Origin of the sequence: Paenarthrobacter sp. NPDC089675 (assembly GCF_044749185.1) — a bacterium.
In the GTDB taxonomy this organism is placed as follows: Bacteria; Actinomycetota; Actinomycetes; order Actinomycetales; family Micrococcaceae; genus Arthrobacter.
In genome coordinates, this window is sequence record NZ_JBIVHM010000005.1 from 183639 (window position 1) to 209589 (window position 25951).

Below are 25951 nucleotides of genomic sequence, written 5' to 3' on the forward strand. Positions count from 1 at the left end.
TTGATGCTTTAGGCCGTGACCTGCGTTACAACGACGAGCGGAAGAACAGCTCTACGACCGTCGCCAGGTAGTGCGGATCCTTCACTCCGCAGAGCTCCCTCGCGGAGTGCATGGACAGCAACGGGACGCCGACATCCACTGTCCGGATTCCCAAACGAGTGGCGGTCAGCGGACCAATGGTAGAGCCGCAAGGGATGTCGTTGTTGGAGACGAACTCCTGATAAGGAACATCGGACTCCGCACACAAGCGCGCCCAGAACGCCGCGCCGGTGGCATCGGTGGCGTAACGCTGGTTGGCGTTGATCTTGAGCAACGGCCCGTTGTTGAGCAACGGGCGGTTGGCAGGATCGTGCCGCTCGGCGTAATTGGGGTGGACAGCATGGCCGGCATCCGCGGAAACGCAGAACGACGCCGAGAGGGCCTGCCGTCGCTCACCCACCGAAGCGCCAAGGCCGTCGGAGATGCGGGTCAGGATGTCTTCGAGAATGGGTCCGCAAGCGCCTGATCGCGAGTTTGAGCCAATCTCTTCATGGTCGAACGCGGCGAGGACGGCAACGGGTCCCTCGCTTGGGGCAACAGCGGCGTGGGCAATCAGCGCAACCAACCCGGCGTGCGTGGAGGACAAGTTGTCCAAACGACCCGACGCGAAGAACTCACTGTTGGCTCCGAAAACCGCCGGCGCCTGCGTGTCTGCCACAACGACGTCGTATCCTCCGATCTCCGCAGCGTTCACCTCGACGCCCGCGACCCGCGAGGCGAGCAAACCAAGCAGGTCTTCCCCGGCGGGGTCGCCCAGGCCAAAGATCGGGTTCATGTGCTGCTGCTTGGAAAGCGTGAGGCCCTCGTTGACCGCCCTGTCCAAGTGGATGGCCAATTGGGGAAAGCGCAGGAGCGGGCCCGTGGCCGTCAAATGCTGCGTGCCATCGCGCATCACCAACCTGCCAGCGAGCTGCAGCTCCCGGTCCAGCCAGGAGTTCAGCAGCGGTCCACCGTAAACCTCGACGCCGGCCTGCAGCCATCCGAACTTTCCCGTGGTGGGTTTGGGCTTGAGCTTGAAGGACGGCGAGTCGGTGTGCGCGCGCCAAGGATATTGAATCCCGTGGTGGCACCTGCGCCCTCCGGAGTAACCCAGGCGATCAGGGCGCCGTCGCGTATGACATAGAAGTTGCCGGCGCCACCGTCCCAGGGTTCACGCTCATCCAGCGCCCTAAATCCCGCAGCATCCAGCCTGCGCGCAGCCTCATGGACGGCATGGAAGCTTGACGGCGAGGCTGATACGTACGCGCCGAGGTCCTGGATGTGGTCTATCGCTGCGGATGCATTGGAAGGCATGCCCCCGAGTCTAGCGGCGGGCTCAATGACGCAAGCCGCCTGTGTGCCACTTCGTACGATATCGTGCGTTATGAGCATTTATATATGCTTGTAATGCTCATCACTCTATGTCAGGATGTTTCTCGCACCCACCTCGAGCAAGGAATCGCCTGTGAACATCGAACTCAAATCCGTCCGGAAGCTCCGCATCCACTGGCCCATCCCGGTAGAGACAATGACCCGGCTGGGCCGCGGCGAGCTCAGCGCTTTGGAAGCCGACGCCGGAATTGCCCGCCTTCTGGATGCGCTGAAAACCGCTCCCGAACTGGGCGGATTCGGAAACTACCACCATGTCTTCGAATCCTCGGCGGGATTCGAGGGTTTCACCGTCGCCGAAGGTGCCAACCCCACGCTGGGCAACGTCGGCCAGCGCACCATCTCGCCCACTTTTGTGTTCACCACGTACTTCGACGCCGCATTGAATGAGGACGATGTCCGGCGGTTGGTCAGGAAGATCGTCGAGATCCACCCATGGGAGGTGCCGGTCATCGAAGTATCAGGACCGCTCAGCGTCTCCTGCGGTGAGGTTGCACGGATTGCGGAAGAAAGGATCGCCTCATGAAAGCGCCGCTCTGGGAACAGTTGGCTCCACTGCTCTCCTCAAGGACGTACACGGACCTCACCCACGCCTTCCACCCGGGACAGCCGCATTTCGCCGCCTTCCCTGACGAGCAACGGGAAGCCCTCTTCGACATGGAAAACGGTGACGGCTTCACGGCCCACCGCTATTCGATCGTCGGCCAGTGGGGCACCCACGTGGATCCGCCGTCGCACTTCATTCGAGGTGGCCGCACGATCGACCAGCTGCCCGTCGAGGAGATGATCCTTCCCCTGGCGGTCCTGGATATCAGCAGCCGGGCAGCCACCGACCCGGATGCCACGCCGGCCCTTGCCGATCTCGCCGACTGGGAAGACCGCAACGGCACGCTTCCCGCCGGATCCTTCGTTGCCCTGCGTACGGGATGGAGCCGGCGCTGGCCCGATCCCGAAGCAATGGCCAACCGCGATGCCGACGGCATCAGCCACACACCCGGATGGTCAAGGGAAGTCCTCGAGTTCCTCGTTGAGGAACGCAAGATCGCCGCCGTCGGGCACGAACAGACCGATACCGACCCCGGCCTTGCCACATCGCGTCAGGACTTCAGCCTGGAGACGTACATCCTGGCGAGCGACAAATGGCAGATCGAATTGCTCGCCAACCTGGACCTCCTTCCCGAATCAGGAGCAGCAGTGGTTGCCACGTGGGCCAAGCCCCAGGGCGGAAGCGGCTTCCCCGCGCGCGTGTTCGCAATCCACTAACGCGGAGTGCCGCCGTCGCGGGCGTCCCGGCGAGCCGGCGTCGCTGGCTAGAATCAAGAAATGTCAAAGACCTCCAGCATGGGCCGCGGCATGATGGCCATCATCGCCGTCGGCGAGCGTCACGCCGAAGGGCACGACGGCGGTACTGTCGCCGAAGTCGCGGCCCGCCTGGAAAAAGACCGCAGCCAGGTGTCGCGAAGCCTGAAAGGGGCCCTCCAAGAGGGGTTCCTGGCCCGAAGCGGGGACCGGGCCTACCGCCTGGACTGGTCGTTTCTGACCGATGCCCAGCTGGTTACCGAGCAACGGCTCAGGACTGACGGTCTCACGGCCTTGGAAGGACTGGCCACCGAGACGAACGAGGCCTGCTTCCTTGGCGTGCTGAGCGGCAACAGCACCGTGACGATTGCCGAGCATGTCCCGGCCAATGCCGACCTGGTGGGCTCGTGGCTCGGCCGCCCCTACCCCGCCTACTGCAGCGATGCCGGCCAGGCACTCCTCTGGGACGCACCGGACGACGAAATCCGGAGGATTTTCCAGAACGTGGACTTCGTCCGTCACGGTCCCAACACTCCCGCTTCCGTGGACGAATTCGTGGGCCGCCTCGAGGAGGCACGCACGCGTGGATACTCAATCGTGGACGAAGAGGCAGAGCCCGGGCTCTACTCACTTTCGGCGCCCATCAGGGACTTCAAGGGAGAAGTCGCCGCCGCGCTGCAAATCGTTGGACCCAAGTCCAGGCTGGAACCCCTGCGTGAAAGCCACGCCCTGGCGCTCAACTCGTGGCGGGACTGGCTCGAAGCCAGGGTAGGGGGAACGGCGTCGGATCCGACCGCCGCGAGCTAGCTAGCTGGAAGGGCTCCCGGAGGAACCAAGACGTCGCGAAGCGGATTGAAGGGCATCGACGATCGCCGCCACATTCTTCTCCGCGCGTTGCCTGTTGCCCAGCACGCTGAGCGCTGCGAGGATCTCCCCTCGGGGCGAACGGACAGGGACTGCCAACTCCCAGACGTCGTGCTCATACTCCTCGTCTGCGAGGACATAGCCAGAAGGCCTGTCGCGCGCCATCAGGTCAATCACCTCAGCCGGGGAATGCGCAGCCGATGGCCCGCCAACGCCGATGAAGTTGACCTGCCCCAACAGCGACTCGACCTGGCTGCCGCTGTGGTCCCACAACAGCGCCCTGCCCGCCCCGGTACACCAAACCGGCGTAACCATCCCGGGCTTGGCAAAGCCACCCAACGCCGCATTGTTGCTCGATGAACGCAGGAGGACCACCCGGACTCCGTCCCGAACTGAAAGTCGTGCCCGCAACCCGAAGTCAGACACCAGTTCTTCAAGCTCTGCCCGCGCGTCATGGACCCAACCGTTGTTGAGGGAACCGGCCAGGGCAAAAAACCGCCTGCCAACCCTGAACGGGCCCCGATCCTCACGCTCCAACAATCCAAGGTCGCAGAGCTCCTGGGACAGCCTCGATACCCGGCTTTGTTCCATATCCAGCTCTGCGGCGAGCTGCGAAACGCCAAGCAATTGCCGTCCCTGCTTTTCCCGGTCCGCCACCAGCCGTACCAATCGCAGGCCTTGGGCCAAGGACGAGGCCTCCGGTGACACATCCACGGATCAGGTTCCTTCCTCCGACGCTCACGCCATTCTCACATGTTCGCGCCGGACGTAAGGATGCGTGAGTCCTTGGCCCAAACCGTGTACAGGTCGGCGAGGATGCCGCGGTTGGCGGACTCCAGCTCCAGTGAGGTGATTTCCGCATCACCCTGGCGGCCAAACAAGACCACTTCCTCGCCCGGACGAACATCCTGGAGGGAAGAGACATCCACAACCATGGAATTCATCGATATCGCATCCACAACAGGCATCCGGGAACCCCGCAGGAGGACATTGCCGCCCCTGCCCAGGGCCCGCCTGTAACCGTCACCGTATCCGGCGGTAACTGTGGCCAGCCTTGATGCGACCGACAGCGTGTGGGTGTGGCCGTAACCGATCTTGCTTCCGGCCGGATAGCTGTTCACCGAGCCAATGCGGGCCTTGAAGGCCAGGCAGCGCTGGTAGTTGGGATGACGCGGATCGGAATCACCGTAAAGCAGGGCCCCGATCCGCACCATATCCAGCCAGGACGACCGGACATTGAGCGTGGCGAATGAATTCGCGGCGTGCAGGAGAACTTGTTCACGCGGCACATTCGCAGCGCGCAGGATGGACGTTGCGTCTTCGATGAAGCGGGCCACTCCAGCCTCGATATGGCTGACATCATCGAGCGGAAAGTGCGTCATGATGCCTGCCGGTTCCAGCTGGGGGTGGCTCAGGATTGCCACGGCACTGGCCCTTCCAAGAGCTGAAGAGACGTCCAGGCTATGCCGGCTGATTCCTGAGGAATTGATATCCAGGTGCACGCGCAGCCTTCTGCCGGCGGCAGCGGCGATGCGACTGATCTCCCACGCGCTTTGCGGATCGGCAACCAGCTCTTCAATCCCGTATTCCAGCGCTGCGGCTATCTCCTGCGGAGCGGCAGCCCGCACCCGCAGCAGCTTCCCGGTATATCCGTGGCTTCGCGCAATCCAGGCCTCCCTGTTGGTACCAACGCCTATATACGGGACTCCGGAATCAACCAAGGCCGGCATCAGCAAATCCGCCCCATGCCCGTATGCGTCTGACTTGATGACAGCGCAAACACTCGCACTGTCCTGCAACAGGCTCCCTACTTCGCGGATGTTGGACTCGAACGCGGCACCATCGATCTCCAGCCAACTGGAAAGGTCTTCGGTGCGGACCGCAGAGGCAACAAGCTGCGCCATGTGGGTTTCCTTCGAGTTACACGGCTCCACGGCCGGGCAACAGTGCCCGGCCGTGGAGCTTGGCGGGTGGAGCAGAATCAGGCCGTTCGGTCTTCACGCGCCCTGCGCCCGTACCGGAAGTGGAAGAACAGGTAGCACGCGGCGACGAAGGGAATCCCGAAGTACAGGGCAGCGATCTGCGACGGGTCCAGGGCGATGCCGACAAGCGAAACCAGGCACAGGGAGAAAGCCAGGATGGGGACCAGCGGGAAGAACGGAGCCTTGTACGCCAAGTCCTTCACGCGGCCGCCGTTCTTTACGAACGCCCTGCGGTGGAAGAAATGGGAGGCAGTGATGGACATCCAAACCCCAACCACGGCGAAACCAGCCACGGATACCAAGGCCAGGTAGACAGTTTCCGGGGCGGCCACGCTGCTGATGAGGGATGCAAGGCCACCCAGCATGCTGACTGACAACGCGATGAGGGGGATGCCGCGACGGGTGAGCCGCTTGAACGCCTGGGGAGCGTGGCCCTCGTCGGCGAGTGAATACAGCATCCGGGCACAGGAGAACAGTCCACTGTTTCCGGCGGAAAGCAGCGCCGTGATGATGACGAAGTTCATGATGTCCGCAGCGAACGGGATGCCCACGGAGGAGAAGACCGTGACGAACGGGCTCTCATCCAGGCCCACTTGGTCATACGGGACAGTTGCCGCAATCACCGCGATGGCTCCCACAAAGAAGATCAGCAGCCGGATGACCGTGCTGCGCATTGCCTTGGGGATGTTGCGCGAGGGATCGGCTGTTTCGCCGGCCGCGACGCCAATGAGTTCAGAACCTGAAAACGCATAGAAAACAGCAAGTGCGGTGACCAGGACGCCTGTAAAGCCGTTGGGGAACAAGCCGGATGAGGTGCTGAAGTTCTCGAAGAGGAAGGGGTGGCTGCCCGATTCCGACATTGGATGGAAACCGAACAGGGCGGCGCCGCCCAGCACGATCAAGCCAATGATGGCCCCCACCTTGATGATCGCGAACCAGAACTCCGACTCACCGAAGAACTTTGACGAGATGGCGTTGAAGCCGAAGAGGACTGCGGCGAAGACCAAGCACCAGACCCAAACCTCAACATCGGGAAACCACCGCTGCATCAGAAGACCCGAAGCGGTAAATTCCGATCCGATGGCAACGGCCCAGCAGAGCCAGTACAGCCAGGCCGTTGCAAATCCCGTGGCCGGGCCGATGGAACGGGAGGCGTAGATGTGGAAAGCCCCCGACACGGGGTAGGCGATGGCGAGCTCACCCAGGCATGCCATCACCAGGTACACCACGAAGGCGCCGATCAAATAGGCAATGACGGCGCCCAAGGGGCCAGCCTGGGAGATGGTGTAGCCGGAACTAAGGAACAGTCCCGAACCAATGACTCCTCCCATGGCGATCATCACCAAGTGCCGGGAGCCCATAGATCGACGGAGTCCGCTTTGGGCAGAGGCGTCTGGGGCGGGGGGTGTTGGGGTGGACGGGTGGTCCAACTGCAAGGGTGTTGAAGATTCCATGTGGTTCTCCGGTCGATGGCTGATGCTGAAGAGGGAGCGGGGGTCCCGGGATGCCCTACGGGACCGCTAGTGATGAAGGTAACACAAAGGACCCCCCAATCGTCATTAAAAACAATTGTGAATGTCTATAACGAACGTCTTGTTATCAGCCATCACGCATCAAAATGACCGCCGAATGGTCAGAATGACAACGTTCCCGGCCGAATCGGCATGGCGCCACTGACGCGGACCGGCCTGAGGATTGACTCATCACCCCCCACCCCAAAAGGAGCATCATGACAACCTACGACCTCGCACTGATCGGCTTCGGCGGAGTCAACCGAACGCTCGCGGAGATCATCCACAGCCGCGGAGATGAACTGCGTACCGGGTTGGGATTCGGCCTGAGGATCGTTGCAATCACGGACCTTCGGCTCGGCTCACTGGTGAAACCTGAAGGAATCGACCTCCACATGGCCCTCAACCTAGGCCAGGGCGAGTCCTTCGCCGCTCATGGCGGATCCGAGGACACCAACAATGAAGCGGTCATTCGCAACTGCACGGCAAACATCATCTGCGAGGCGACATTCACCAACCCGGAGGACGGAGAGCCGGCCGTATCCCACGTCAGGTGGGCACTCGAGTCCGGAAAGAGCGTCTGCACCACCAACAAGGGCCCCGTAGCACTCCGGGGGCCGGAACTGGCGGAGCTCGCCGAAGCGAACGGCGCCCGATTCGAATTCGAAGGTGCCGTCATGAGTGGAACTCCGGTTATCCGCCTCGCCAAGCAGATGTTCACCGGACTGTCACTGGACGGCTTTGAAGGCATCCTGAACGGCACCAGCAACTACGTGCTCGGCCGCATGGAAGCCGGCCTGGACTTGGATGCCGCCATCGGCGAGGCGCAGCAACTCGGCTACGCGGAGGCCAACCCCTCAGCGGACATCGAAGGCTTCGACGTGCAACTCAAGGTGCTGATCCTTGCGAACGAACTCCTGGGAGCCGGCATTACCCTGCAGGACGTAGCCCGGGAAGGCATATCTTCCGTCACACCCGAGGACATTGCACAGGCCTCCTCGGAAGGTCGGCGCTGGAAGCTGATCGGATCCGCCAGGAAGAACCCCGACGGCACGGTGGAAGCCTCGGTCAAGCCCATGGCGTTGCCTTTGGACCACGGGCTGGCCGGCATCTCCGGAGCCACCAACGCCGTCTCCTTCAGCACGGACCTGCTGGGACCCGTGACGGTATCGGGACCCGGCGCCGGACGGGTGGAGACCGCTTATGCCCTCCTTTCGGACATCATCGCAATGCACGCTGCCAAGAAAGTTGCCACCCATGTCTGAGAGCGTCGCTGAACTGTCCGTGCCCGCGTCCCTGCAGGAGGTCACGAGCCCCTTCGACCAACGGATAGTAGGAGCCATCCAGCTCACTGATCCCGAAGAGGCCGAACAGGTACTTGCCACAGCCCGCTTCGGCGCCCGCGCATCCGCAGACCTCTCAAGGGACGCACGGGGAAAGATCCTGGAAAAGGCAGCCCAGTCCATCGAGGAGCGGAATGAGGTCTTTGCCCGGACTATCGTCGCCGAGTCCGGCAAGACCATACGCCAGGCCCGAAAGGAAGTACTGCGGGCGATCAATACGCTCAGGTTGTCCGCTGCCGAAGCACGCCGCAATGCCGGTGAAGTCATACCGTTTGACGCCTACGAGGGGTCAGAGGACCGTCACGGCTGGTTCTCCCGCGAACCCTTGGGCATCATCATGGCCATCACGCCGTTCAATGATCCCCTTAACCTGGTGGCCCACAAGGTGGGGCCCGCCATCGCAGGAGGTAACGCCGTCGTGCTTAAACCCTCTGCCCTGACACCGCTGTCTGCGCAGCTTCTGGCCGAAACCCTGTGGGAAGCGGGGTTGCCGGAAGCCGCCCTGACCCTCATCCACGGGGGCCGCGAAGTAGCGCAAAAGATCCTGGCAGCGCCGGACGTCCGCATGGTCTCCTTCACGGGAGGGTTCTCCACCGGCGAGAACATTGCGAAAACGGCAGGGCTCAAAAAGCTTGCCATGGACCTCGGCGGAAACGCCCCCGTGCTGGTCATGGACGACGCTGATGTGGAAAAGGCAGTGGACTCGTGCGTGTCCGGCGCCTTTTGGGCGGCTGGGCAGAACTGCGTAGGGGTCCAGCGTATCCTGGTGCACGCCTCCCACTACCAGGACTTCAAAGAGCGGTTCCTGGCCCAAACCGCGCGCCTCATAGTGGGTGACCCGGATGACGAGCTGACCGATGTGGGCCCAATGATCACAGCTAAAGCGGCGGATGAACTCTTCGCCAAGATCAACCTGGCCGTTGAGGATGCCGCCGTTGTTCTGACCGGGAACGGCCGGTCCGGGAACCTCGTCCAGCCAACCGTCTTGGAAAACGTTCCCGAGGACAGCCGCTTGTGGAAAGAAGAGGTGTTTGGTCCGCTGGTCATGCTGAGGCCGTTCGGGTCGCTTACTGAAGCCCTGGACGTTGCGAACGCCATCGACTTCAGCCTCCACGCCGGGATCTTCACTTCATCGCTTGGCGTTGCCATGGAAGCTGCCAAAAAGCTCCACGCAGGAGGCGTGATGATCAACGACTCCTCCGATTACCGCTTTGACGGCATGCCTTTTGGTGGCTCCAAATACGGAAGCCTGGGACGCGAAGGTGTGCGTTTCGCCTACGAAGAGATGACCCAGCCCAAGGTCATCTGCATCAAGAACTGAAGGCTGCGGAGCGTGGTGCGTCGGCGATGGCGCACCACCCCCGTCCGCTGCCCGTGAACCGACCCAAGCAACAAGCCGTAAGGAAACCTGGCACATGGAATACCGCGTAGAAAATGATTCCCTCGGGCACATCAAAGTACCGGCAGATGCATACTGGGGTGCGCATACCGCCCGCGCCTTGGACAACTTTCCCATCAGCGGAATCCCTTTGTCTCGGCACCCGGAGCTCGTCACGGCATTGGCGATGGTAAAGCGGGCGGCAGCAGTAACCAACGGCCATATAGGCGCCGTTGGTCCCGATACCTCCCGGGCCATCAGCTCGGCCTGCCAGGCCGTGGCGGCTGGAAAGTTCAGGGATCAGTTTTGCGTGGACGTGATCCAAGGAGGTGCCGGCACCAGTACGAACATGAACGCCAATGAAGTGATAGCCAACGTTGCCCTGGAGTCGCTCGGACACCCGCGCGGAAGCTATCACCACCTGCATCCCATCGACCACGTCAACCGCTGCCAATCCACCAACGACGTCTATCCCACGGCTCTTAAGCTGGCGATGGTCACCGCCGTACAGGAACTGTGCCGCGAACTCGAATGCCTTGCCAAGGCTTTCCAGGACAAGGGCGACGCGTTCGGCCACATCCTGAAAATGGGACGCACTCAGCTACAGGACGCCGTACCGATGAGCCTCGGCCAAGAGTTCCGCGCCTTTGCCACTACGATTCGGGAAGACAGGCGCCGGCTGCGGGAATCTGCCTCTTTGATGATGGAGTGCAGCCTCGGTGCAACCGCAGTGGGGACAGGAATCACGGCAGAGCCTGGTTACCGTGAACAAGTGGTTGATGTCCTTGCGGACATCTCCGGGCTGCAGCTGGTCCCGGCAGAAAACCTGCTGGAGGCAACCCCCGATGTTGGTGTCTTTATGCATCTCTCCGGGATGCTCAAACGCTCGGCCGTTAAGATCTCCAAAATCAGCAGCGATCTCAGGCTGCTCTCCAGCGGACCGCAAAACGGTTTGGATGAGCTAAGGCTGCCCCCAAGACAGGCAGGGTCCTCGATCATGCCCGGTAAAGTCAATCCGGTCATTCCGGAGACTCTGAACCAAATTGCCTTTGCCATTGCGGGCGCAGATACCACCGTCACCATGGCCGCGGACAACGGCCAGCTCCAGCTCAACGCCTTCGAACCGGTCATCGGCCACGTGCTGCTCCAAGGGCTTTCCTGGTTGACCAACGGTGCGCGGGTGCTGCGAACCCACTGTGTGGAGGGAATTGAGGCAAACGAGGCTTTGTTGAGCGCGCGAGTAGCCAGCTCGGCCGGCGTGGCTACCGCGTTCATCCCGGCCATCGGATACTCGGCAGCGGCCTCCGTGGCCAAGCTTGCGCTCCGCGACAATACGCCGGTACTGCAGGCCATCACGGCCTTGGGGCTGCTGGAGCCGGACGCGGCGCGAACCATCCTGGAAGACGCAGTCGGCCTACCGCACGTTTCCTCCAGCTCGAACGCCCGCTAAACCGAGCGCCGACGGATCACGTTGGACAGGGTCATCGCGGTGACGGTGTCCGCAACGCCAGGAATCGCTGCTATTTCTTCCCAAATTTCCTGGACCCTACCCAGCGTCCGGGCTTCGACACGGACGATCAAGTCAAAATCGCCGCTGAGGACATCGCAGAGGACCACCTCAGGTATGGCCCGAAGGGCAGCCAGGACGTCGGCTCCACGCATTCGGTCCTTGCGATAGACCATGAGGAAGGCAGAGACGGAATCGCCCCCCTCTTCACCTGCCACAACGGTATATCCCTGGATATAGCCTTGCCGCTCCATCCGCTCGATGCGCTGGCGCACCGCATTCCTTGACAGCATCACCTTGCTGGCCAACACAGCGTGCGGAACCCGGGCATTCCGGGTGAGTTCCGCAAGGATGCTTTGATCAATACCGTCCAGGCCCGCCCGATCCATGCGTCCCTTCCATAGCAAACAAGCAAACACGGCAGGGCCGGAATGCCTGCCTTGACCGATAGGCCCAGGAACAAAATGATACTTCCCCATGTCGAAGGCCACTTTCTTGGCGGGGGCTCGTTTGTCCTGGCCTCCTGCGTCCTCCTCCGAACTGAATCAGGAGCCGGGCTGCGCGTCAGTAGTCCGGGTTGCTCGGCACAACCAGTCCCGTTTCGTAGGCGTACACCACCACCTGTACGCGGTCACGCAATTGGAGTTTGCTGAGTATCCTGCGCACGTGGGTCTTCACCGTGGCCTCGGACAAGAAAAACTTGTGGGCAATCTCCGCGTTCGAGAGGCCTTCCGCAATGGCGGTGAGGATTTCCGTCTCACGGGGAGTCAGCTCGTCCAGCAGCGGGTCCCGATGCGGCACCGGGGCCTGCCCCGGAACCTGAGCTCCCCTGACGTACGTTTCCAGGAGCCGCTGGGTTACACGGGGAGCAACCACGGCATCGCCGCTGGCAACCAGCCTCACGGCATGAACCAGCTCGGCAGGGGCCACGTCCTTGAGCAGGAACGCCGAAGCGCCCGCCTGCAACCCGGAGAAAGCGTACTCGTCGAGGTCGAACGTGGTGAGGATGATGACCCTGGCCTCAGACCCGGATGACGAGACCCGGCGCGTCGCTTCGATCCCGTCCATGACGGGCATCCGGACATCCATGAGCACGACGTCCGGCCGCAACTCGCCAACCAGCCGGACTGCCTCGGCACCGTCGGAGGCTTCCCCCACCACTGTGAAGTCTTCTTCGCCTTCCAAAATGAGCCGGAAGCCCATCCGCAGCAACGGCTGGTCATCCACCAGCAGGATTCTTATGAGGCTTTGGCCTGTCACTTCTCCCCCTTTTCACCGTTCCAGTGGAGCTCCGCGTGGACGGTCCAGCCACCCCGTTTGCCCGGTCCGGCGTTTACGGTTCCAGCATAGATTCCCGCACGTTCACGCATCCCCGCGATGCCTTGCCCCGTGCCGAGGCTGCCCGCGGAATCCACGCCCGCATCCCGGGTTCCGCGGCCGTCGTCGAGCACCTCAATGGTGACCAGGTCCCCGTTCCGGGTCACCTGCACATCCACCCGGCTCAGCGACCTTCCGTAGCGCAGAACGTTCGTCAGGGACTCCTGGACAATCCTGTAAACAGTGAGCGCGAAGGCCGGATCCGCAGGCAACGCGGGACCCGTGTGGGCGTAGTGCAGAGGCAGGCCGGCCGTCCTGAAACCGTCCAGGAGTTTGGCAAGGTTGTGCCCGGATTCGAGGGGTGCCAGGGGCGCGGGACGTCCGGAGTCGTCGCGCAGGACCCCAAGGACGCGACGCATGTCGGCCAGCGCCGTCCTGCCCGTCCGGGAGAGCTCATTCAGAACATCTCCGGCGCGTTCCGGATCCTTCTTGACCACAACTGCGGCGCCATCGGACAAACTGATCATGACCGTCAAAGAGTGCGCCACGACGTCGTGCATTTCGCGGGCGATCCTGTTGCGCTCCGTAACCTTGCCCAACTGGGTGGTGCGGGCCGCCCAAGCGGCAATTTCGGCCTCGTGCTCGCGTCGCTGCCGGACCGAGATGCCGATGCCCGTAGCCAGCAAGTTGGACAACATGATGGTCACGGAAGTGGCGATGTTGTTGATGAGGTGGAAGTTTTCGGGGACGTCCTGCAAGTTGTCCATGTTGCTGGGGCTGGTCCACATGAACAGATACAGCAGGCTCAGCGGAAGGCTGGCAGCGACGAAGACCACAAGCGCAAAGAGGCGCTTCCTGGCAACAGCCACCGCATAGAGGGCGAACCACAAACCCGCCGAAACGTTGGAGCCCCAAGGGTTGAGGATGGTCGCCGAGACTTCAAGAAGGGCGACGGCGATGACAACCTGCAGAGGGTACCGTCGCCTGAAATACAGGACGGTGGCGATGATGACCAGCAGGAGCGCCGCCGGCCACTTGCCTTCAATGATCGACGGGATAATGGTGGGCAACGCCAGGAGCAGGTAGCAAAGGACCACCACCAGGTCCATGGCCCTGGGGTGTTCAAAGAAATACCGCCGGACCCGGCCGCGTCGGCGCCGGGTGATCTCAGCGAAGGACGCGTCCGCCGCAGTGGCCGACGCGTCCCTCGCCTGTGGAGCTTCAGTCATGGATCAGAGCCTAGACCGCTTAGACGTCCCGCTTCTTGAGCAGGAACATGGCCAAAGCCACGGGGACCACGACCCAGGCTGCGAGAACCAGGCCGGCCTGCCACGCTTCCAAGGTCTCCGGTACGTGTTCCACAGCGGTCATTGGACTGATGGTGTTGGTGGGCAGGAACTTTCGAGCTTCCTTGAAGAAGTCGCCCGGAATGAGCTGGAAGGCGATCGGCGCCACGAAGAACAGCCCAACGAGGCTCATGATGCCGCCGGCAGAGTTCCGCACGATGGTTCCCAAAGCCATGCCGATGGCCGCTACTGCAGCCACATAGATGCTGTTGACCAAGAGAAGCTTGACCGACTGCGAGCTGCCCAGGTCCAGCTTGAGGTTGTAGTTGTCCACGATCGGCAGCGACACGAGTCCAGCGATGTACGTGGAGAGTGCGGTGAGGAGGAAAGCGCTCACCATCACAACAATCAGCTTGGCAAGGAAAGGCGAAAGCCTCTTCGGCACCGCGGCGAAGGTGGAACGGGCCATGCCGGTGGTGAACTCGGAGCTCATGAGCAGGACGCCAAGGGAACCGAGGATCAGCTGGGCAAAGGAGATGCCCGATGTGGGGATGGTGACCGCGAGGTCTCCCCCCTGTGCCGCCATGGCGGCCGCGGCCTGGGGATCCCGTGACGCCTGTTCAGAGAACTGCCCTGTACCCCACGCGGAAAGTGCGGCGAATCCCACCATTACTAAGGCAGTGGAGGCGAGGAGAATCAGCGTGGAGAGGAGCGTGCGGAATTTGATGAACTCGGAGTTGAGAACGCGGTGGAATGCCGGTCCGGGACCAACGGCCTTGCGGTCCAAAGTTGCTGTGCTCATGTCTACTTTCCTCCAGCCTGGGCGGGAACCGACGTACCGGCAGTGATGTGGGAGTGGTACTCAACCTCGTCCTTGGTCAGTTCCATGTACGCCTCTTCCAGGCTGGCCTGGAGGGGAGTGAGTTCGTAGACCATGACCTGGTTGTCCAAGGCAGTGCGGGCAATGGCACGGGGATCCAAGCCGGAAACCTCCAGCAGCTCACGCTCGTGCAACTCAACCGAAACGCCCGGGCCGGCCAAAAGCTGCATGAGCTGTTCCGGCGAATCCGTCCGCACCCGCGTGCGCGACTGTCCCTTGCCCGTGATGATTTCCGCGATTGGGGCGTCAGCGATGATCTTGCCGCGACCGATCACAATGAGGTGGTCCGCAGTCAGTGCCATCTCACTCATGAGGTGGCTGGACAGGAAGACCGTACGACCCTCGGAAGCCAGGTACTTGACCAGGTTGCGGACCCAGACAACGCCTTCCGGATCAAGTCCGTTCACAGGCTCATCCAGAATGATGGTCTGCGGGTCGCCCAACAACGCTGCGGCAATGCCCAGCCGTTGACCCATTCCGAGCGAGAATCCCTTCACCTTCTTCTTGGCGACCTCCCCGAGCCCGGTCATCTCAATGACCTCGCGGACGCGGCTCTTGGGAATGCTGTGCGTAGCAGCCATGGCCAGCAAGTGGTTGTAGGCCGTGCGGCTAGTGTGCACCGCTTTAGCGTCAAGCAGCGCACCGATCTCGCGGAGTGGAGCGACATGCTTGGCGAACGGCACACCGTTGACCGTCACGGAACCTGATGAAGGGGTGTCCAGACCCATGATCATGCGCATCGTTGTTGACTTGCCGGCGCCGTTGGGCCCGAGGAAACCGGTCACCCTTCCGGCCTGAACCGCAAAACTGACCCCTCCGACGGCGGTTTTCTCACCGTAGACCTTAGTCAGGCCCTTTGCTTCAATCATGGAAGCGTTCCCCTCCCTGAGCACATGTCCGTGCAGATGAGTTGTGAATGTAGTTAAAACGCTACTCACCAAGGGGAAGGAATTCGCCTGTCCCAGGGATGATTCAGGGCTAGGTCAGGGTAGTCCTCCCGGATGACCCTGAGGCGTTGGGCTACTCAACAGGAAGCGGAGAATAGACCTTCAGCTCGTGGGGCCTGACGGAAAATTCGGCACTTCGCACGCCCGGTTTTGGCTCTCCATCCACAGCAAGCACCAACGGTTGGCCGATGGCCTCCACCGTCACCGAAGTTGCCTCCGACAGATGGGTCACTTTGGAAGCCGTCACAGTTCCGGTCACCACGGCCCACAGCAGCCGTGCGCGTGCGAAGGGCTCATCCGCGGAAATCATCCGAAGGTCAAACACGCCGTCGTCCAGCACCGGGCGACGGATCGGTGCGTGGTCGCTGGGGTAATAACGTCCACGTCCCAGATACAAGATCCAGAGTTTGTGCCTCACCCCGTCCACGGTGAGTGTGGTGGGGGAGTTCACCGCGAAGGTGCGCAACGAGGCCACCAAACCTGCCAACGGTTTCCCCATGGCCGGCTGCAGGCGCTCCCGACGGCGTACCAGGTTGGGGTAGACGCCGACGCTTGCTGTGTTCAGCATGGCCAGTTCCAGGGTCTCGGGCATGTCCGGCAATCCACGCTGGACCACCACCCCGCCAAGATCCACCGCGGCGCCCAGGCCGTTGGCCAACGCCTCCAGCGCGTCGTCGATGGATCCGATGCCGAGGTCCCGGGCAAAGTGGTTCAGCGTCCCGCCCGGCAGGACCAACAAGGGAAGTGAATGCTCGACGGCGGCAGCCGCCGCCGTGCCTACCGTCCCGTCGCCGCCCCACACACCAAGGGCAACGGTCCCTGGGCGGGTGGCAGCCGCTTGGATCTCCCCGGCCACGTCCTCACCCTCGGCAATCTCGTGAATATACGCCTTGGGGAACACTTCCTTGAGCAGGTCACCGGTCTCAGGCGTATATGAACCGCCAAGGGCGTTGACGGCGATACTCAACCCTTCGCCGTCGACCACAGCCGGAACTTCGGCAGGAGTCCTGCGCGGCTTGGGCTCAGGAGGCCTGGCGGGCCACCACTTCCTGGTCAGCAGAGCCGCTCCCGCACCAAGCGCTGATCCGAAAACCACGTCGGAGGGCCAGTGGGCGCCTGTATGAACCCTCGAGTATGCAACTCCCGCCGCGACCGGGGCCAGGGCCAGTCCTATGGACGGGGAGACCATACCCGCGCCCACAGCGAATGCCGCGGCCGACGCGGAATGTCCCGAAGGCATGGATGAGCTCTGGGGCTGGGGATTCACAAAACGGAATACGGGGAGGTGCTCCGGCAAGGGCCTTGCCCGAGGCAGGAGGGTCTTAAAGACGAGGTTGGTTACAGCGGACGCCACGCCCAGTGCGAGCAGTCCATGGAGCGCCGCCCGGCGAGGCTTGCCGGGAACGGTCGCCATGACGCCGGCCACGCCGAACCACAACTTGCCCTTGGTTGCGGAGGCGGAGAGCAAGCGGAAGAAATGGTCGTAGTCGCCCTGTGGCTGGCGTGACACTGCCCGGAGCAGGTAGTGATCGAACCTTTGCACGTGTTTGGGGCCTTTACGCAGGAAGCCTCGCATCAGACCACAGTATCGCTGTTGCCTGGACTTGGGCCGCGGCTCTCCGGACAAGGCGCGTTCCAAGGGGCTCCACCGTTGGCTGGCTACCATGAGTGGATGGTCCGCCTCCTGCAACCGCGACCACGTCCTGCGTGGCAAATCGTCACCCCTGCCGGGCTGCTTTTGGCCGGGTTCCTGGTGCCCGCTGTCCTGCTCATCGCCAATCAAGGCGATCCTGCCTTCAACGGCCTGGACACCATGTGGCAGGCATACGTCTATACGCTCCACTCGCCGTTCTGGGACCAGGTGAACACTGTCCTCAACTGGGTCGGCTACGTGGGGATGTTGATCCTGCAGGGTGTACTGGTGGTGGTCCTGTTGCTTTGGCGTCGTCCCTGGACATCCCTGTTTGCTGCAGTTGCCAGCCTCACCGCACTGGGCCTCACGCAGTTGGCCAAAGCCGCAGTGGGCAGGCACCGGCCCGAGGGCGCCAAGGTCCTCACGGACACCGGTTCATACCCTTCAGGGCATGTATCCGCCACCACCACCTTTCTGGTGATCATGGTGCTGTTGTTGGGCCGGTATTGGAGCCGGCTCGTTGCCTTGGCGGGGATTGTGGCCATGATGGTCAGCCGAACTTACTTGTCCGCGCACTGGCTCAGCGACGTGATCGGGGCCTTCTGTCTCGCGGCCGGGGTCGTCCTACTGGTTTGGTGGCCCTTCCGGAACGTATGCATTCGCGAGAATGAACGTGGCAATGCTCCTATTTGGCGGGCAGGGGCTTCGCGACACCGGCAAGGAGAAGCGCCACAAGAATAGGCGCTCCGATGGCCAGGAGTGCATTGTGGATCCCGGTGTGATCGCCGAGGTAGCCCAAGAGCGGAGGGCCGGCCAGGAAAGCGATGTAGCCGATGGTCGAAACTACGGACACTCGGGCAGCAGCATGCTGGGGGTCGTCTGCGGCCGCGGACATGCCCATGGGGAAGGCCAGCGCTGCACCCACACCCCACAGTGCGGCACCGATAGCCGCGAGGACTACGTTGTCAGCAAGAACAAATAGGCCGAGGCCGGCAGCGGCCGCCGCCATGCTGGCACGCAGCACAGTCACGCGCCCGAACCTGTCGATAGCCTTGCCGCCGATGAAGCGCATGGCCGTCATCGCCGCGACGAACAGGGCGAACAGCAGGGCGCCGGTGGCCTCGGAGGATCCTAAGCCGTCCACCGCCGCTTTAGCGATCCAATCGTTCCCGGCGCCTTCGGTGAGGGTCGCGCCCAAAACCACGACGCCGATAAGCAGCGTTCTGCCGTCCCGCCAAGCCGACGGACCCTTCTTCCCTTCAGGGCCGCCGTCGGGCGTTTCCGCAGTACCGGCCAGATGCGGCAGGAAGAACCGCGGCGCAGTCAGTGCCACGGCCACGGCGATGGCGGCGATGACCAACAGGTGCTCCGGCAACCCGACGCCGAGCTGCGAAAGGCCGGCACCAATCAGTGCGCCCAGGAATGCACCGCCGCTGAAGGCGGCATGGAACTGCGGCATGATAGTCCGTTTGAGACGGTGCTCAACGTCTGCGCCCTCGATGTTCTGGGCCACGTCCCACAGGCCTATTCCGATGCCGAAGAAGAACAGCGACGCGGCAGCGGCCGGGACGGATGCAGCCATCAGCGAAAAGGCAATGGCTGTCCCGGCGCCGCCGGCTACCAGGCCGGCCAGGCGGACGGTGTTGGCCGTCCCGATCCTGCCTACTACCCAACCGGCCGAGGGCAGTGCCAGCAAAGATCCGACGGCGGTACAAAGCAGCAGGGTGCCCATCTGACCGGAGGTGAGGCTAAGGGCCTCGGTGACGGCCGGGATACGGGCGGCCCAGCTGGCGAAAACCAAACCGTTCATCCCGAAGACGAGGAAAGTGGCGATTGCGGCGGCATTGACGTTAGATACGGTTCGGGTGCTGGTGGTCATGCAATCACAACTTCCACAGAGAGTTCGTTGAGTCTGGCGAGATCTTCGGGGGATGGCTTGAGGTCCGTGACGATGACGTCCACGGTGTCCATTGCGGCAACCAAGGCGATGGCACTGGCATTCCACTTGCTGGCTGAACCGGCAACGATGACTCTCGACGCCGATTCGAGGCCCGCGCGTTTCACGGCAGCATCTTCGAGGTCGTGGGCCAGGAGTCCGTCCCTGAGATTGAGTGCGCAGGGGGTCACTACGGCGGTATCGAAGCGCAGGGACCGGATGTTGGCCTCGGCCATGGGTCCGCGGAACGATTGTTCACCGGCGATGAGCCGGCCGCCCGGAAGGATGAGTTCCGGCCTTCCTCCGGCCAAGGCTGCCACGCCGTGCAATGACATCGGCATGAGGGTCAGTTCGCGCTTGGACAGCCGCTGCGCGATCGCCGTGGCTGTCGATCCGCTGTCCAGCCATACGTGCTCACGGTCCCGAAGGAGGTTGTCCACAGCGGCGGCGATCCTTAGCTTGGGCTCACGGTCTTCGAGTTCGCGTTGGCCGTACCCGGCATTTTCTCCCCGGGCTACGAGGCTCCGGGCCCCTCCGTGGACGCGTCTCAGTACTCCGTTTGCGGCCAGGATCTCCAGGTCCCTGCGGATGGTAGCCCCGGAAGCGCCGCATTCGGCTACCAATTCATCAACGGTGACTTCCTCGCGGTTGCGCAGCAGCTCGCCGATGAGGCGGTGGCGGTCGGTGGTTCCCATATTTCCCAGCCTAACAAGCGAGTGAGCATTTAATCATCAAGTGTGATCATTTGCTCATTCGGTGCTCTCTCACATCCCGCCCCTTAAACGCCGTTGCTCTCGCAGCGAGTGCGAGAGCAACGGCCAGAAAGGGGTGGGACGTGAGAGAGGAACGGTCAGCGGGCGCGCTCTACGCGCTTTTCATCCCATACGGGCTCCTCGGACTCGTACACCTTGCCGTCCGAGCCAAACACCAGGAACCGATCGAAGGACTTCGCGAACCAACGGTCGTGGGTCACCGCGAGGACGGTGCCTTCGAACGCATCGATCGCCCGTTCAAGGGCCTCGCCCGAGTGCAGGTCCAGGTTATCGGTCGGCTCGTCGAGAAGCAGCAGGGTGGCACCGGAGAGCTGGAGCAGCAGGATCTGGAACCTCGCCTGCTGGCCACCGGACAACGACTCGTACTTCTGCTCCGACTGGCCGGCCAAGCCGTAGGAATCCAAAGCACCTGCCGCAGCTTCGCGAGGCAACCCTGACCGGTGTTCGTCTCCGCGGTGCAGGATCTCCAGCAAGGTCCTTCCCAGGAGGTCCGGCCGCACATGCGTCTGCGCGAAGAACCCGGGGCGGATGCGGGCGCCAAGCTTCACGGTCCCCTCGTGCGGAACCGGAGCAATGACGACGTCGGACACCGGCAGGTGCTCGCGTTCAGGGTCGGTGCCTCCCGTGGCGAGCAAGCGCAGGAAGTGGCTCTTGCCGGAACCGTTCGAACCCAGGACGCCCACGCGGTCGCCGAACCAGATTTCCGTTGAAAACGGCTTCATGAGGCCGGTAAGTTCCAGCTTCTCGGCTACAACGGCACGCTTGGCGGTCCGTCCGCCCTTGAGGCGCATCCTGACATTCTGCTCGATGGGCAAGGCCTCGGGCGGCCCGACTTCAAGGAACTTGGCCAAGCGGGTCTGGGCAGCTTGGTACCGATTGGCCATGTCCGAGCGGAAAGCGGCTTTGTTCTTGTACATATTGACGAGTTCCTTGAGCTTGACGTGCTCCTCGTCCCAACGCTTACGGAGTTCCTCGAAGCGGGCGTTGCGGTCCGCCCGGGCTTCCACATATGAACCGAATCCGCCGCCATGGATCCATGCGCCGGCGCCGTTGATGCCGGGCTCCAGCGTGACGATGCGGCCTGCGGCGTTGTTGAGCAGCTCGCGGTCGTGGCTGATGAACAGCACGGTCTTCCGGGATTCGTTGAGCTTGGATTCCAGCCAGCGCTTGCCGGGGACATCAAGGTAGTTGTCCGGTTCGTCAAGGAGCAGCAGCTCGTCCGGACCCGCGAAGAGCGCTTCGAGAACGAGTCGCTTCTGCTCGCCACCGGACAGCGTTGAAGCACGGCGGAACTGCGCTTTGTCGAAGGAAATCCCGAGCGCGGCCATGCAGACCTCGTCCCACACGGTCTCGACGTCGTAGCCGCCGGCGTCACCCCAATCCACAATCGCTTGGGCGTACTTCATCTGTGTGGGCTCGTCGTCGTGCTCCATCATGGCCAGTTCGGCTTCCTCCACGGCCTTGGCGGCGGCTGCCAGTCCGGGCTGGGCCGTGGAGACCAAAAGATCACGAACAGTCGACTCGTCGCGGACCTGGCCTACGAACTGCCGCATGATGCCCATGTTGCCCGAACGCCCCACGGCCCCCTCATCCGGCGTGAGATCGCCGGCGATGATCTTGAACAGGGTGGTCTTGCCGGTTCCGTTCGGTCCGATCAGTGCCGTTTTAGTGCCATCCGGGACCTTGAAGGTCACGCCGTTGAGCAATTGGGTGCCGTCGGAGAGGAAGTAGTCGATGCCGGAAACGTCTATATGGGCCACTGCCCCATCTTCCCACGGCAGGACTCAATGCTCGACGGCGGTAAGCGTCACTAACCGGCGGCCGTCAGGAACGTCTTAAGGAGCGGACCGCTGGTGGTTGCACCCAGCCCGCCGTCTTCGACGAAGACCGCGACAGCCAAGTCGCCGTGTACAGCGACGATCCACGCGTGTGTCTTTGGCGGATCATCGTTGCCGAACTCGGCCGTACCTGTCTTGGCGCCCACTGGTGCTCCGGGAACCTGCGCGAGGAACCCGGCGTGACCGGATGTGACCACAGCCCGCATCATGTCCGACAGGGATGCGGCTTCTTCCTTGGTGATGGGTTTTGTGGAGGCGGGGGAGGGCGGGGCCATGGCCGTGGAAGCAGAGGACGACGGCGATGCGGTGCCGCCTTCAGCGGGCGAGGCACCGGCCTCGGTGCTTGGGGTCGCGGCAGCGGCGGCATCGGCGTTGATGACGAGCTGGGGAGACACCGGAGCCCCGTTGGCAACGGAAGCCGCCATGATCGCGGCCGACAGCGGGGAAAACAGGACCTTGCCCTGACCGATCATGGATGCCGCGTGCTGCGTTCCCTCGGCCTCACCCGGGACGGACCCGAGGAATGCGTCCGCACCAAGCTTGGGAGCTTCAACGGCTACGCCCAGTGCTGTCGCGGCCGATTCGAGCTGCGCCTGGCTGACGGTGTCCCTGGCGTTGATGAACGCTGTGTTGCAGGAGTGGGCGAAGGCGTCGCGGAGCGTCACGCTGCCCAAGGAGCTTTCGGGGTAGCCTTCGGAGTTCTTGAAGGTCCGCCCGTCCACAGTGACAGTGGGTGGGCAGTCAACCTTGGAATCAGGGTTGGCACCGTTCCGGAACATGGCCAGCGAGTCCACGATCTTGAACGTGGAACCAGGCGCGTACTGTCCAAGCATTGCGGTGTTGTAGCCATTGCTTCCCGGTCCGGAGGCGGCCGCGAGAACAGCTCCGGTGGAGGGTTTGAGGGCCACAATCGCAGAGGCCGGGCCGACCCCCGCGAGGGTTTCCTCGGCCAGCTGCTGAAGCTTGATGTCCAGGGTTGTCTTGAGCGTGGTCCCCGCCTCCGCTGGAGTGGAGAAGAGGACCTTTGCCTCGGGAGTCGCACCTTCGGACGCAGGCTTGCCCATGGCAACAACTTCAACGCCGTCCTTGCCGCGCAGCAAGGAATCGTATTTCTGCTGCAGGCCGCCTGTCCCGGTACTGTCTCCGGCGCGGAGGGCACCGTTGGACTTCTCGATTTGTTCCGCACTGGCTTGGCCGACACTGCCTAGCAGTGCTCGGGCGAAGGTACGCGTGGGTGCCAGTGCCATGGAGTCGAGGATGCTCACACCGCCCGGGATCGCTTTGATCCTGGCCTCGGTGATCTCGGCCGTGTATGCCCGCAAAACGATGCCCTCCACGAATGCCTGGGGGCCGGAAGCGGCTACTTGCTTGGCGTATTCCTCGACGTCCAGCCCAAGAAGCGCGGCCATGGCGCGTGCAGAGGCGTCGGCCTGCTCGGCCGGAACCTTGGTCTTATCGATACCCACCCGGAATACGGGCCGGTCTTCCACGATTGGGGTGTCTCCGGCGCCGAGGATCTGGCCGCGCTGGGCAGCCACGGTCTTTGCGGAGAGTGTTTGGCCTTCTGTCAGCTGGGGTGCGAGCAGGCCCGCGTTCCATTGCACCGCCCACTTGTCGCCGGACTTCTTCAACGTGGCGTCCAGGCTGTATTCCCACTTGGCGGAGCCGATATTCCAGCTGTAATTCAGGGGGAAGGTGGCCTTGTCACCGTCCAGCTTCACGTCACCGGACCGGACCGAAGGTTTGGCATCGAGACCGCCAAGCACAGCTTTGAGCTCGTCGTTGGCTGCCGCCGCGTCCTTGCCGTCGAAGGCGAGTTGCCCGACGTCGAGCGCTTCCAAGGACGAAGCAAGCTGCTTGGCGGCACCCTCGGCCCCCGAACGGCCGTCGTCGCAGGCTGCAAGAGAACCGGCCATCACCAGCGTTACGAGTCCGAAGACCACATTCCTAAGTTTCCCCATTTGCGTCATTATGCCGGGTTCCACTGACAGTTTCGCGTCGCGCCCACCACCCGGACGGGTACCCCGAGCGTTCTGGGAGAGTCGCCAGGGTTGGCCGAGTTTGCCTACCGAAGTCAGAACCCGCGGATAATCCTGCGTTGCGAAGCTACAGCAATGGCCGCTGTGCGGTTGTCCACGCCGAGCTTGGAGTAGATATGCACGAGGTGCGTTTTCACCGTGGCCTCGGAAATGAAGAGCTGCTTGGCCATGGCCCGGTTGCTCAGGCCGGTGGCGAGAAGCTCAAGCAACTCCACTTCCCTGCTGCTCAGCACCGGAGACGGGTTGCGGATCCGTCCCATCAGGCGGGCAGCAACTTCCGGCGCCAACGCTGTCCCGCCGGCGGCAGCAGACACCACGGCCTGCAGTATCTGCTCCGGCGGCGCATCCTTCAGCATGTAGCCGCTGGCTCCGGCTTCCACGGCCGCAAGGATGTCCGCGTCGGTGTCGTAGGTGGTAAGGATCAACACCGGCGGCGGGGGAGTCCCGCCTTCTCCGGCCTTAATCTTGGCCGTGGCTGTCACGCCGTCCATGCCCCCACCCATTTGCAGGTCCATCAGCACCAGATCCACGGGTTCACCCAGCGTGCTCAGCCTGGAAAGTTCCGTCAACGCGGCCCCGCCGTCGGATGCCTCCGCCACCACAGCGATCCCGGCGAAATCCGCCAGCATGGCACGCAGGCCGGCCCTCACCACGGGATGGTCGTCCACCAGCAGCACACGGATATCGCTCATGCCGGGTCCTCCGCGGGAAGTGGCAGCCGGATGGCCACCACGGTTCCTTCACCAGGGGCCGACTCAATGTCCAGGCTTCCCTCGAGCGCGGCCAACCGCTCGCGCAGCCCGGAAAGCCCGACGCCGGTTCCGTCGCCCCGCGCTGCAGCGCCCGCCGTCGGGGGTTCAAAACCAATACCGTCGTCGAAAACATCCATGGTCACCTCCGTGCCCGGGAAGGACAGGGTCACGACGGCGGCACGGGCGTGCGCGTGTGCCCACACGTTGGCGAGGGAAGCCTGGGCGGCCCGGAGCAACGTGGTCTGGTACGTATTCGGGAGCTCCACGGGCGTGCCCACCAGCTCGAACCGGCAACGAAGGGCGGTTCCCCTGGCCGCAGCCTCGGTTTCGGTCTTTTCACAGAGGCGGCGCAATGTGCTCACCAGTCCGTCCTCCGCCAAGTCCGGGGAGCGCAAACCCTTCACGAAACTCCGTGCCTCGGCGAGGTTTCCCGAGGCCGTGTCCTGGACTGTCTTCAACCGTTCCCTCGCGGTATCCATGTCGCCGTCAACCAAGGCCTTCTCGGCAGATCTCCCCATCAGCACGATGCTGGAGAAACCCTGTGCCAAGGTGTCGTGGATTTCGCGGGCCAGGCGTTCCCTCTCGGCCACCATCCCGGCGTCATGTTGTGTCCTGGCAAGTTCGGCACGGGTCCGCCGGAGGTCTTCGGCGACGAGTCGCTGGTTTTCCGCTTCCAGGAACAACGCGCGGTAGGCCATCCCGGTGACCACCGCAAACGCGGCCCCGAACAACGGTCCCAGGACCATCGCCAGCTGCAGCCCGCCGTCGGCCGTTTCCCGTCCGTGGAACCACAGCGCTCCCACCAGCAACACGGTGGAGGCAAGGATGGCGGCCAACGCCGCGGATCGCGGCAGGAGGTGCAGTTGCAGGAAGAACAAGGGGAATGCCACCCAGGCAAAGTCGCTGCTGACCAGCAGGAGCAGGAGCCAGAGCACCATCACGGCGGCCAGCCACCACCGCGCATACGGTGTGGGATCAAAGGCGTCAGGGGAGCTGGAATGCCGCTTCTCCAACACGGTGCCGGCGAGGTACACCGCGGCCAGCGCTGCGGACATACCCAGGCCGGCGACCAATGCGAGCTGCGTTGCGCCGCCGTTGGTCACAAGCCGGATGACAGCCACCACCAGCAACACGGCAAAACCTACGTGGAGGCTCACCCGGAGAACGCGAAGGATCGCGGTGGTGGGGCTTTCACGCTCTGGGTTGTGCACGCCTTCCAGCGTATCCGCGCCGGGGCTGGCAAGGCACGGAAACCCCCG

The 25951-nt window shown here is 63.0% G+C and carries 22 protein-coding genes and 1 pseudogene; 7 read left to right on the plus strand and 16 right to left on the minus strand.

The annotated features are described in order from the left end of the window. Window positions 1–25: 25 nt before the first annotated feature. Window positions 26–1332, minus strand: a pseudogene (locus ACIPY2_RS12855) (M18 family aminopeptidase). Between the two features lie 151 nt (window positions 1333–1483). On the opposite strand from ACIPY2_RS12855, the gene ACIPY2_RS12860 reads away from it, so the two are divergent. From ACIPY2_RS12860 to ACIPY2_RS12870, 3 genes are read left to right on the plus strand one after another with little or no spacing between them, the layout of a single operon-like run. Further along, complete coding sequence (locus tag ACIPY2_RS12860; protein ID WP_400266771.1) at window positions 1484–1933, plus strand: hypothetical protein; 450 nt, start codon at window positions 1484–1486, stop codon at window positions 1931–1933. After that, window positions 1930–2670: a cyclase family protein gene (locus ACIPY2_RS12865; protein WP_400266772.1), complete on the plus strand. Its 741-nt coding sequence runs from the start codon at window positions 1930–1932 to the stop codon at window positions 2668–2670. The genes ACIPY2_RS12860 and ACIPY2_RS12865 overlap by 4 nt, the downstream gene beginning before the upstream one ends. 60 nt (window positions 2671–2730) lie before the next feature. Then, on the plus strand, window positions 2731–3513 hold the full coding sequence (locus ACIPY2_RS12870; protein WP_400266773.1) for an IclR family transcriptional regulator: 783 nt from the start codon (window positions 2731–2733) through the stop codon (window positions 3511–3513). On the opposite strand, the gene ACIPY2_RS12875 is transcribed toward ACIPY2_RS12870, so the two are convergent. The 3 genes from ACIPY2_RS12875 to ACIPY2_RS12885 form a co-directional block, all read right to left on the minus strand. Beyond that, a complete protein-coding gene (locus ACIPY2_RS12875; protein WP_400266774.1) occupies window positions 3514–4284 on the minus strand; it encodes an IclR family transcriptional regulator in 771 nt (256 codons plus the stop codon). A gap of 35 nt (window positions 4285–4319) precedes the next feature. After that, window positions 4320–5474 carry an alanine racemase gene (gene alr / locus ACIPY2_RS12880; RefSeq protein WP_400266775.1) on the minus strand — a complete coding sequence of 385 codons (1155 nt, stop codon included), beginning with the start codon at window positions 5472–5474 and terminating at the stop codon, window positions 4320–4322. Between the two features lie 77 nt (window positions 5475–5551). After that, complete coding sequence (locus ACIPY2_RS12885; RefSeq protein ID WP_400266776.1) at window positions 5552–7006, minus strand: amino acid permease; 1455 nt, start codon at window positions 7004–7006, stop codon at window positions 5552–5554. Window positions 7007–7281: 275 nt separating this feature from the next. Between ACIPY2_RS12885 and ACIPY2_RS12890 the strand changes: the two genes are divergently transcribed. The 3 genes from ACIPY2_RS12890 to ACIPY2_RS12900 all read left to right on the plus strand — a co-directional run bounded on the left by ACIPY2_RS12890 (window position 7282) and on the right by ACIPY2_RS12900 (window position 11234). Further along, entirely contained in the window at window positions 7282–8328 is a 1047-nt protein-coding gene (locus tag ACIPY2_RS12890) for a homoserine dehydrogenase (protein WP_400266777.1), read from the plus strand. Beyond that, window positions 8321–9727 carry an aldehyde dehydrogenase family protein gene (locus ACIPY2_RS12895; protein ID WP_400266778.1) on the plus strand — a complete coding sequence of 469 codons (1407 nt, stop codon included), beginning with the start codon at window positions 8321–8323 and terminating at the stop codon, window positions 9725–9727. The genes ACIPY2_RS12890 and ACIPY2_RS12895 overlap by 8 nt, the downstream gene beginning before the upstream one ends. Before the next feature lie 94 nt (window positions 9728–9821). Next, window positions 9822–11234 (plus strand): aspartate ammonia-lyase, encoded by a 1413-nt coding sequence (locus tag ACIPY2_RS12900; RefSeq protein ID WP_400266779.1) that lies wholly within the window; start codon window positions 9822–9824, stop codon window positions 11232–11234. Here ACIPY2_RS12900 and ACIPY2_RS12905 read toward each other — a convergent pair. The 6 genes from ACIPY2_RS12905 to ACIPY2_RS12930 form a co-directional block, all read right to left on the minus strand. After that, window positions 11231–11680, minus strand: a complete 450-nt coding sequence (locus tag ACIPY2_RS12905; RefSeq protein ID WP_400266780.1) for an Lrp/AsnC family transcriptional regulator — start codon at window positions 11678–11680, stop codon at window positions 11231–11233. The genes ACIPY2_RS12900 and ACIPY2_RS12905 overlap by 4 nt on opposite strands. Before the next feature lie 175 nt (window positions 11681–11855). Next, window positions 11856–12494 carry a response regulator gene (locus ACIPY2_RS12910; protein WP_400266941.1) on the minus strand — a complete coding sequence of 213 codons (639 nt, stop codon included), beginning with the start codon at window positions 12492–12494 and terminating at the stop codon, window positions 11856–11858. Window positions 12495–12547: 53 nt separating this feature from the next. Next, window positions 12548–13837, minus strand: coding sequence for a sensor histidine kinase (locus tag ACIPY2_RS12915; RefSeq protein WP_400266781.1), 1290 nt, complete (start codon window positions 13835–13837; stop codon window positions 12548–12550). A gap of 19 nt (window positions 13838–13856) precedes the next feature. Continuing rightward, window positions 13857–14696, minus strand: coding sequence for an ABC transporter permease (locus tag ACIPY2_RS12920; RefSeq protein ID WP_400266782.1), 840 nt, complete (start codon window positions 14694–14696; stop codon window positions 13857–13859). A 2-nt stretch (window positions 14697–14698) separates the two neighbouring features. Further along, the gene (locus tag ACIPY2_RS12925) at window positions 14699–15643 is read right to left on the minus strand and encodes an ABC transporter ATP-binding protein (RefSeq protein ID WP_400266783.1); all 945 of its coding nucleotides are present in this window, start codon (window positions 15641–15643) and stop codon (window positions 14699–14701) included. A gap of 151 nt (window positions 15644–15794) precedes the next feature. Next, a complete protein-coding gene (locus ACIPY2_RS12930) occupies window positions 15795–17297 on the minus strand; it encodes a phosphatase PAP2 family protein (protein ID WP_400266784.1) in 1503 nt (500 codons plus the stop codon). Between the two features lie 96 nt (window positions 17298–17393). On the opposite strand from ACIPY2_RS12930, the gene ACIPY2_RS12935 reads away from it, so the two are divergent. Next, window positions 17394–18095, plus strand: a complete 702-nt coding sequence (locus ACIPY2_RS12935; RefSeq protein WP_400266785.1) for a phosphatase PAP2 family protein — start codon at window positions 17394–17396, stop codon at window positions 18093–18095. Here ACIPY2_RS12935 and ACIPY2_RS12940 read toward each other — a convergent pair. From ACIPY2_RS12940 to ACIPY2_RS12965, 6 genes are all read right to left on the minus strand, one after another. Then, a complete protein-coding gene (locus ACIPY2_RS12940; RefSeq protein ID WP_400266786.1) occupies window positions 18040–19233 on the minus strand; it encodes an MFS transporter in 1194 nt (397 codons plus the stop codon). The genes ACIPY2_RS12935 and ACIPY2_RS12940 overlap by 56 nt on opposite strands. Beyond that, window positions 19230–19985 carry a DeoR/GlpR family DNA-binding transcription regulator gene (locus ACIPY2_RS12945; protein ID WP_400266787.1) on the minus strand — a complete coding sequence of 252 codons (756 nt, stop codon included), beginning with the start codon at window positions 19983–19985 and terminating at the stop codon, window positions 19230–19232. Before ACIPY2_RS12945 ends, ACIPY2_RS12940 begins: the two co-directional genes overlap by 4 nt. Window positions 19986–20140: 155 nt before the next feature. Then, window positions 20141–21823: an ABC-F family ATP-binding cassette domain-containing protein gene (locus ACIPY2_RS12950; protein ID WP_400266788.1), complete on the minus strand. Its 1683-nt coding sequence runs from the start codon at window positions 21821–21823 to the stop codon at window positions 20141–20143. Between the two features lie 50 nt (window positions 21824–21873). Beyond that, entirely contained in the window at window positions 21874–23862 is a 1989-nt protein-coding gene (locus tag ACIPY2_RS12955; protein WP_400266789.1) for a penicillin-binding transpeptidase domain-containing protein, read from the minus strand. A gap of 113 nt (window positions 23863–23975) precedes the next feature. Beyond that, complete coding sequence (locus tag ACIPY2_RS12960) at window positions 23976–24632, minus strand: response regulator (RefSeq protein WP_400266790.1); 657 nt, start codon at window positions 24630–24632, stop codon at window positions 23976–23978. Next, window positions 24629–25903, minus strand: a complete 1275-nt coding sequence (locus ACIPY2_RS12965; RefSeq protein ID WP_400266791.1) for a sensor histidine kinase — start codon at window positions 25901–25903, stop codon at window positions 24629–24631. Before ACIPY2_RS12965 ends, ACIPY2_RS12960 begins: the two co-directional genes overlap by 4 nt. Between the last annotated feature and the right edge of the window lie 48 nt (window positions 25904–25951).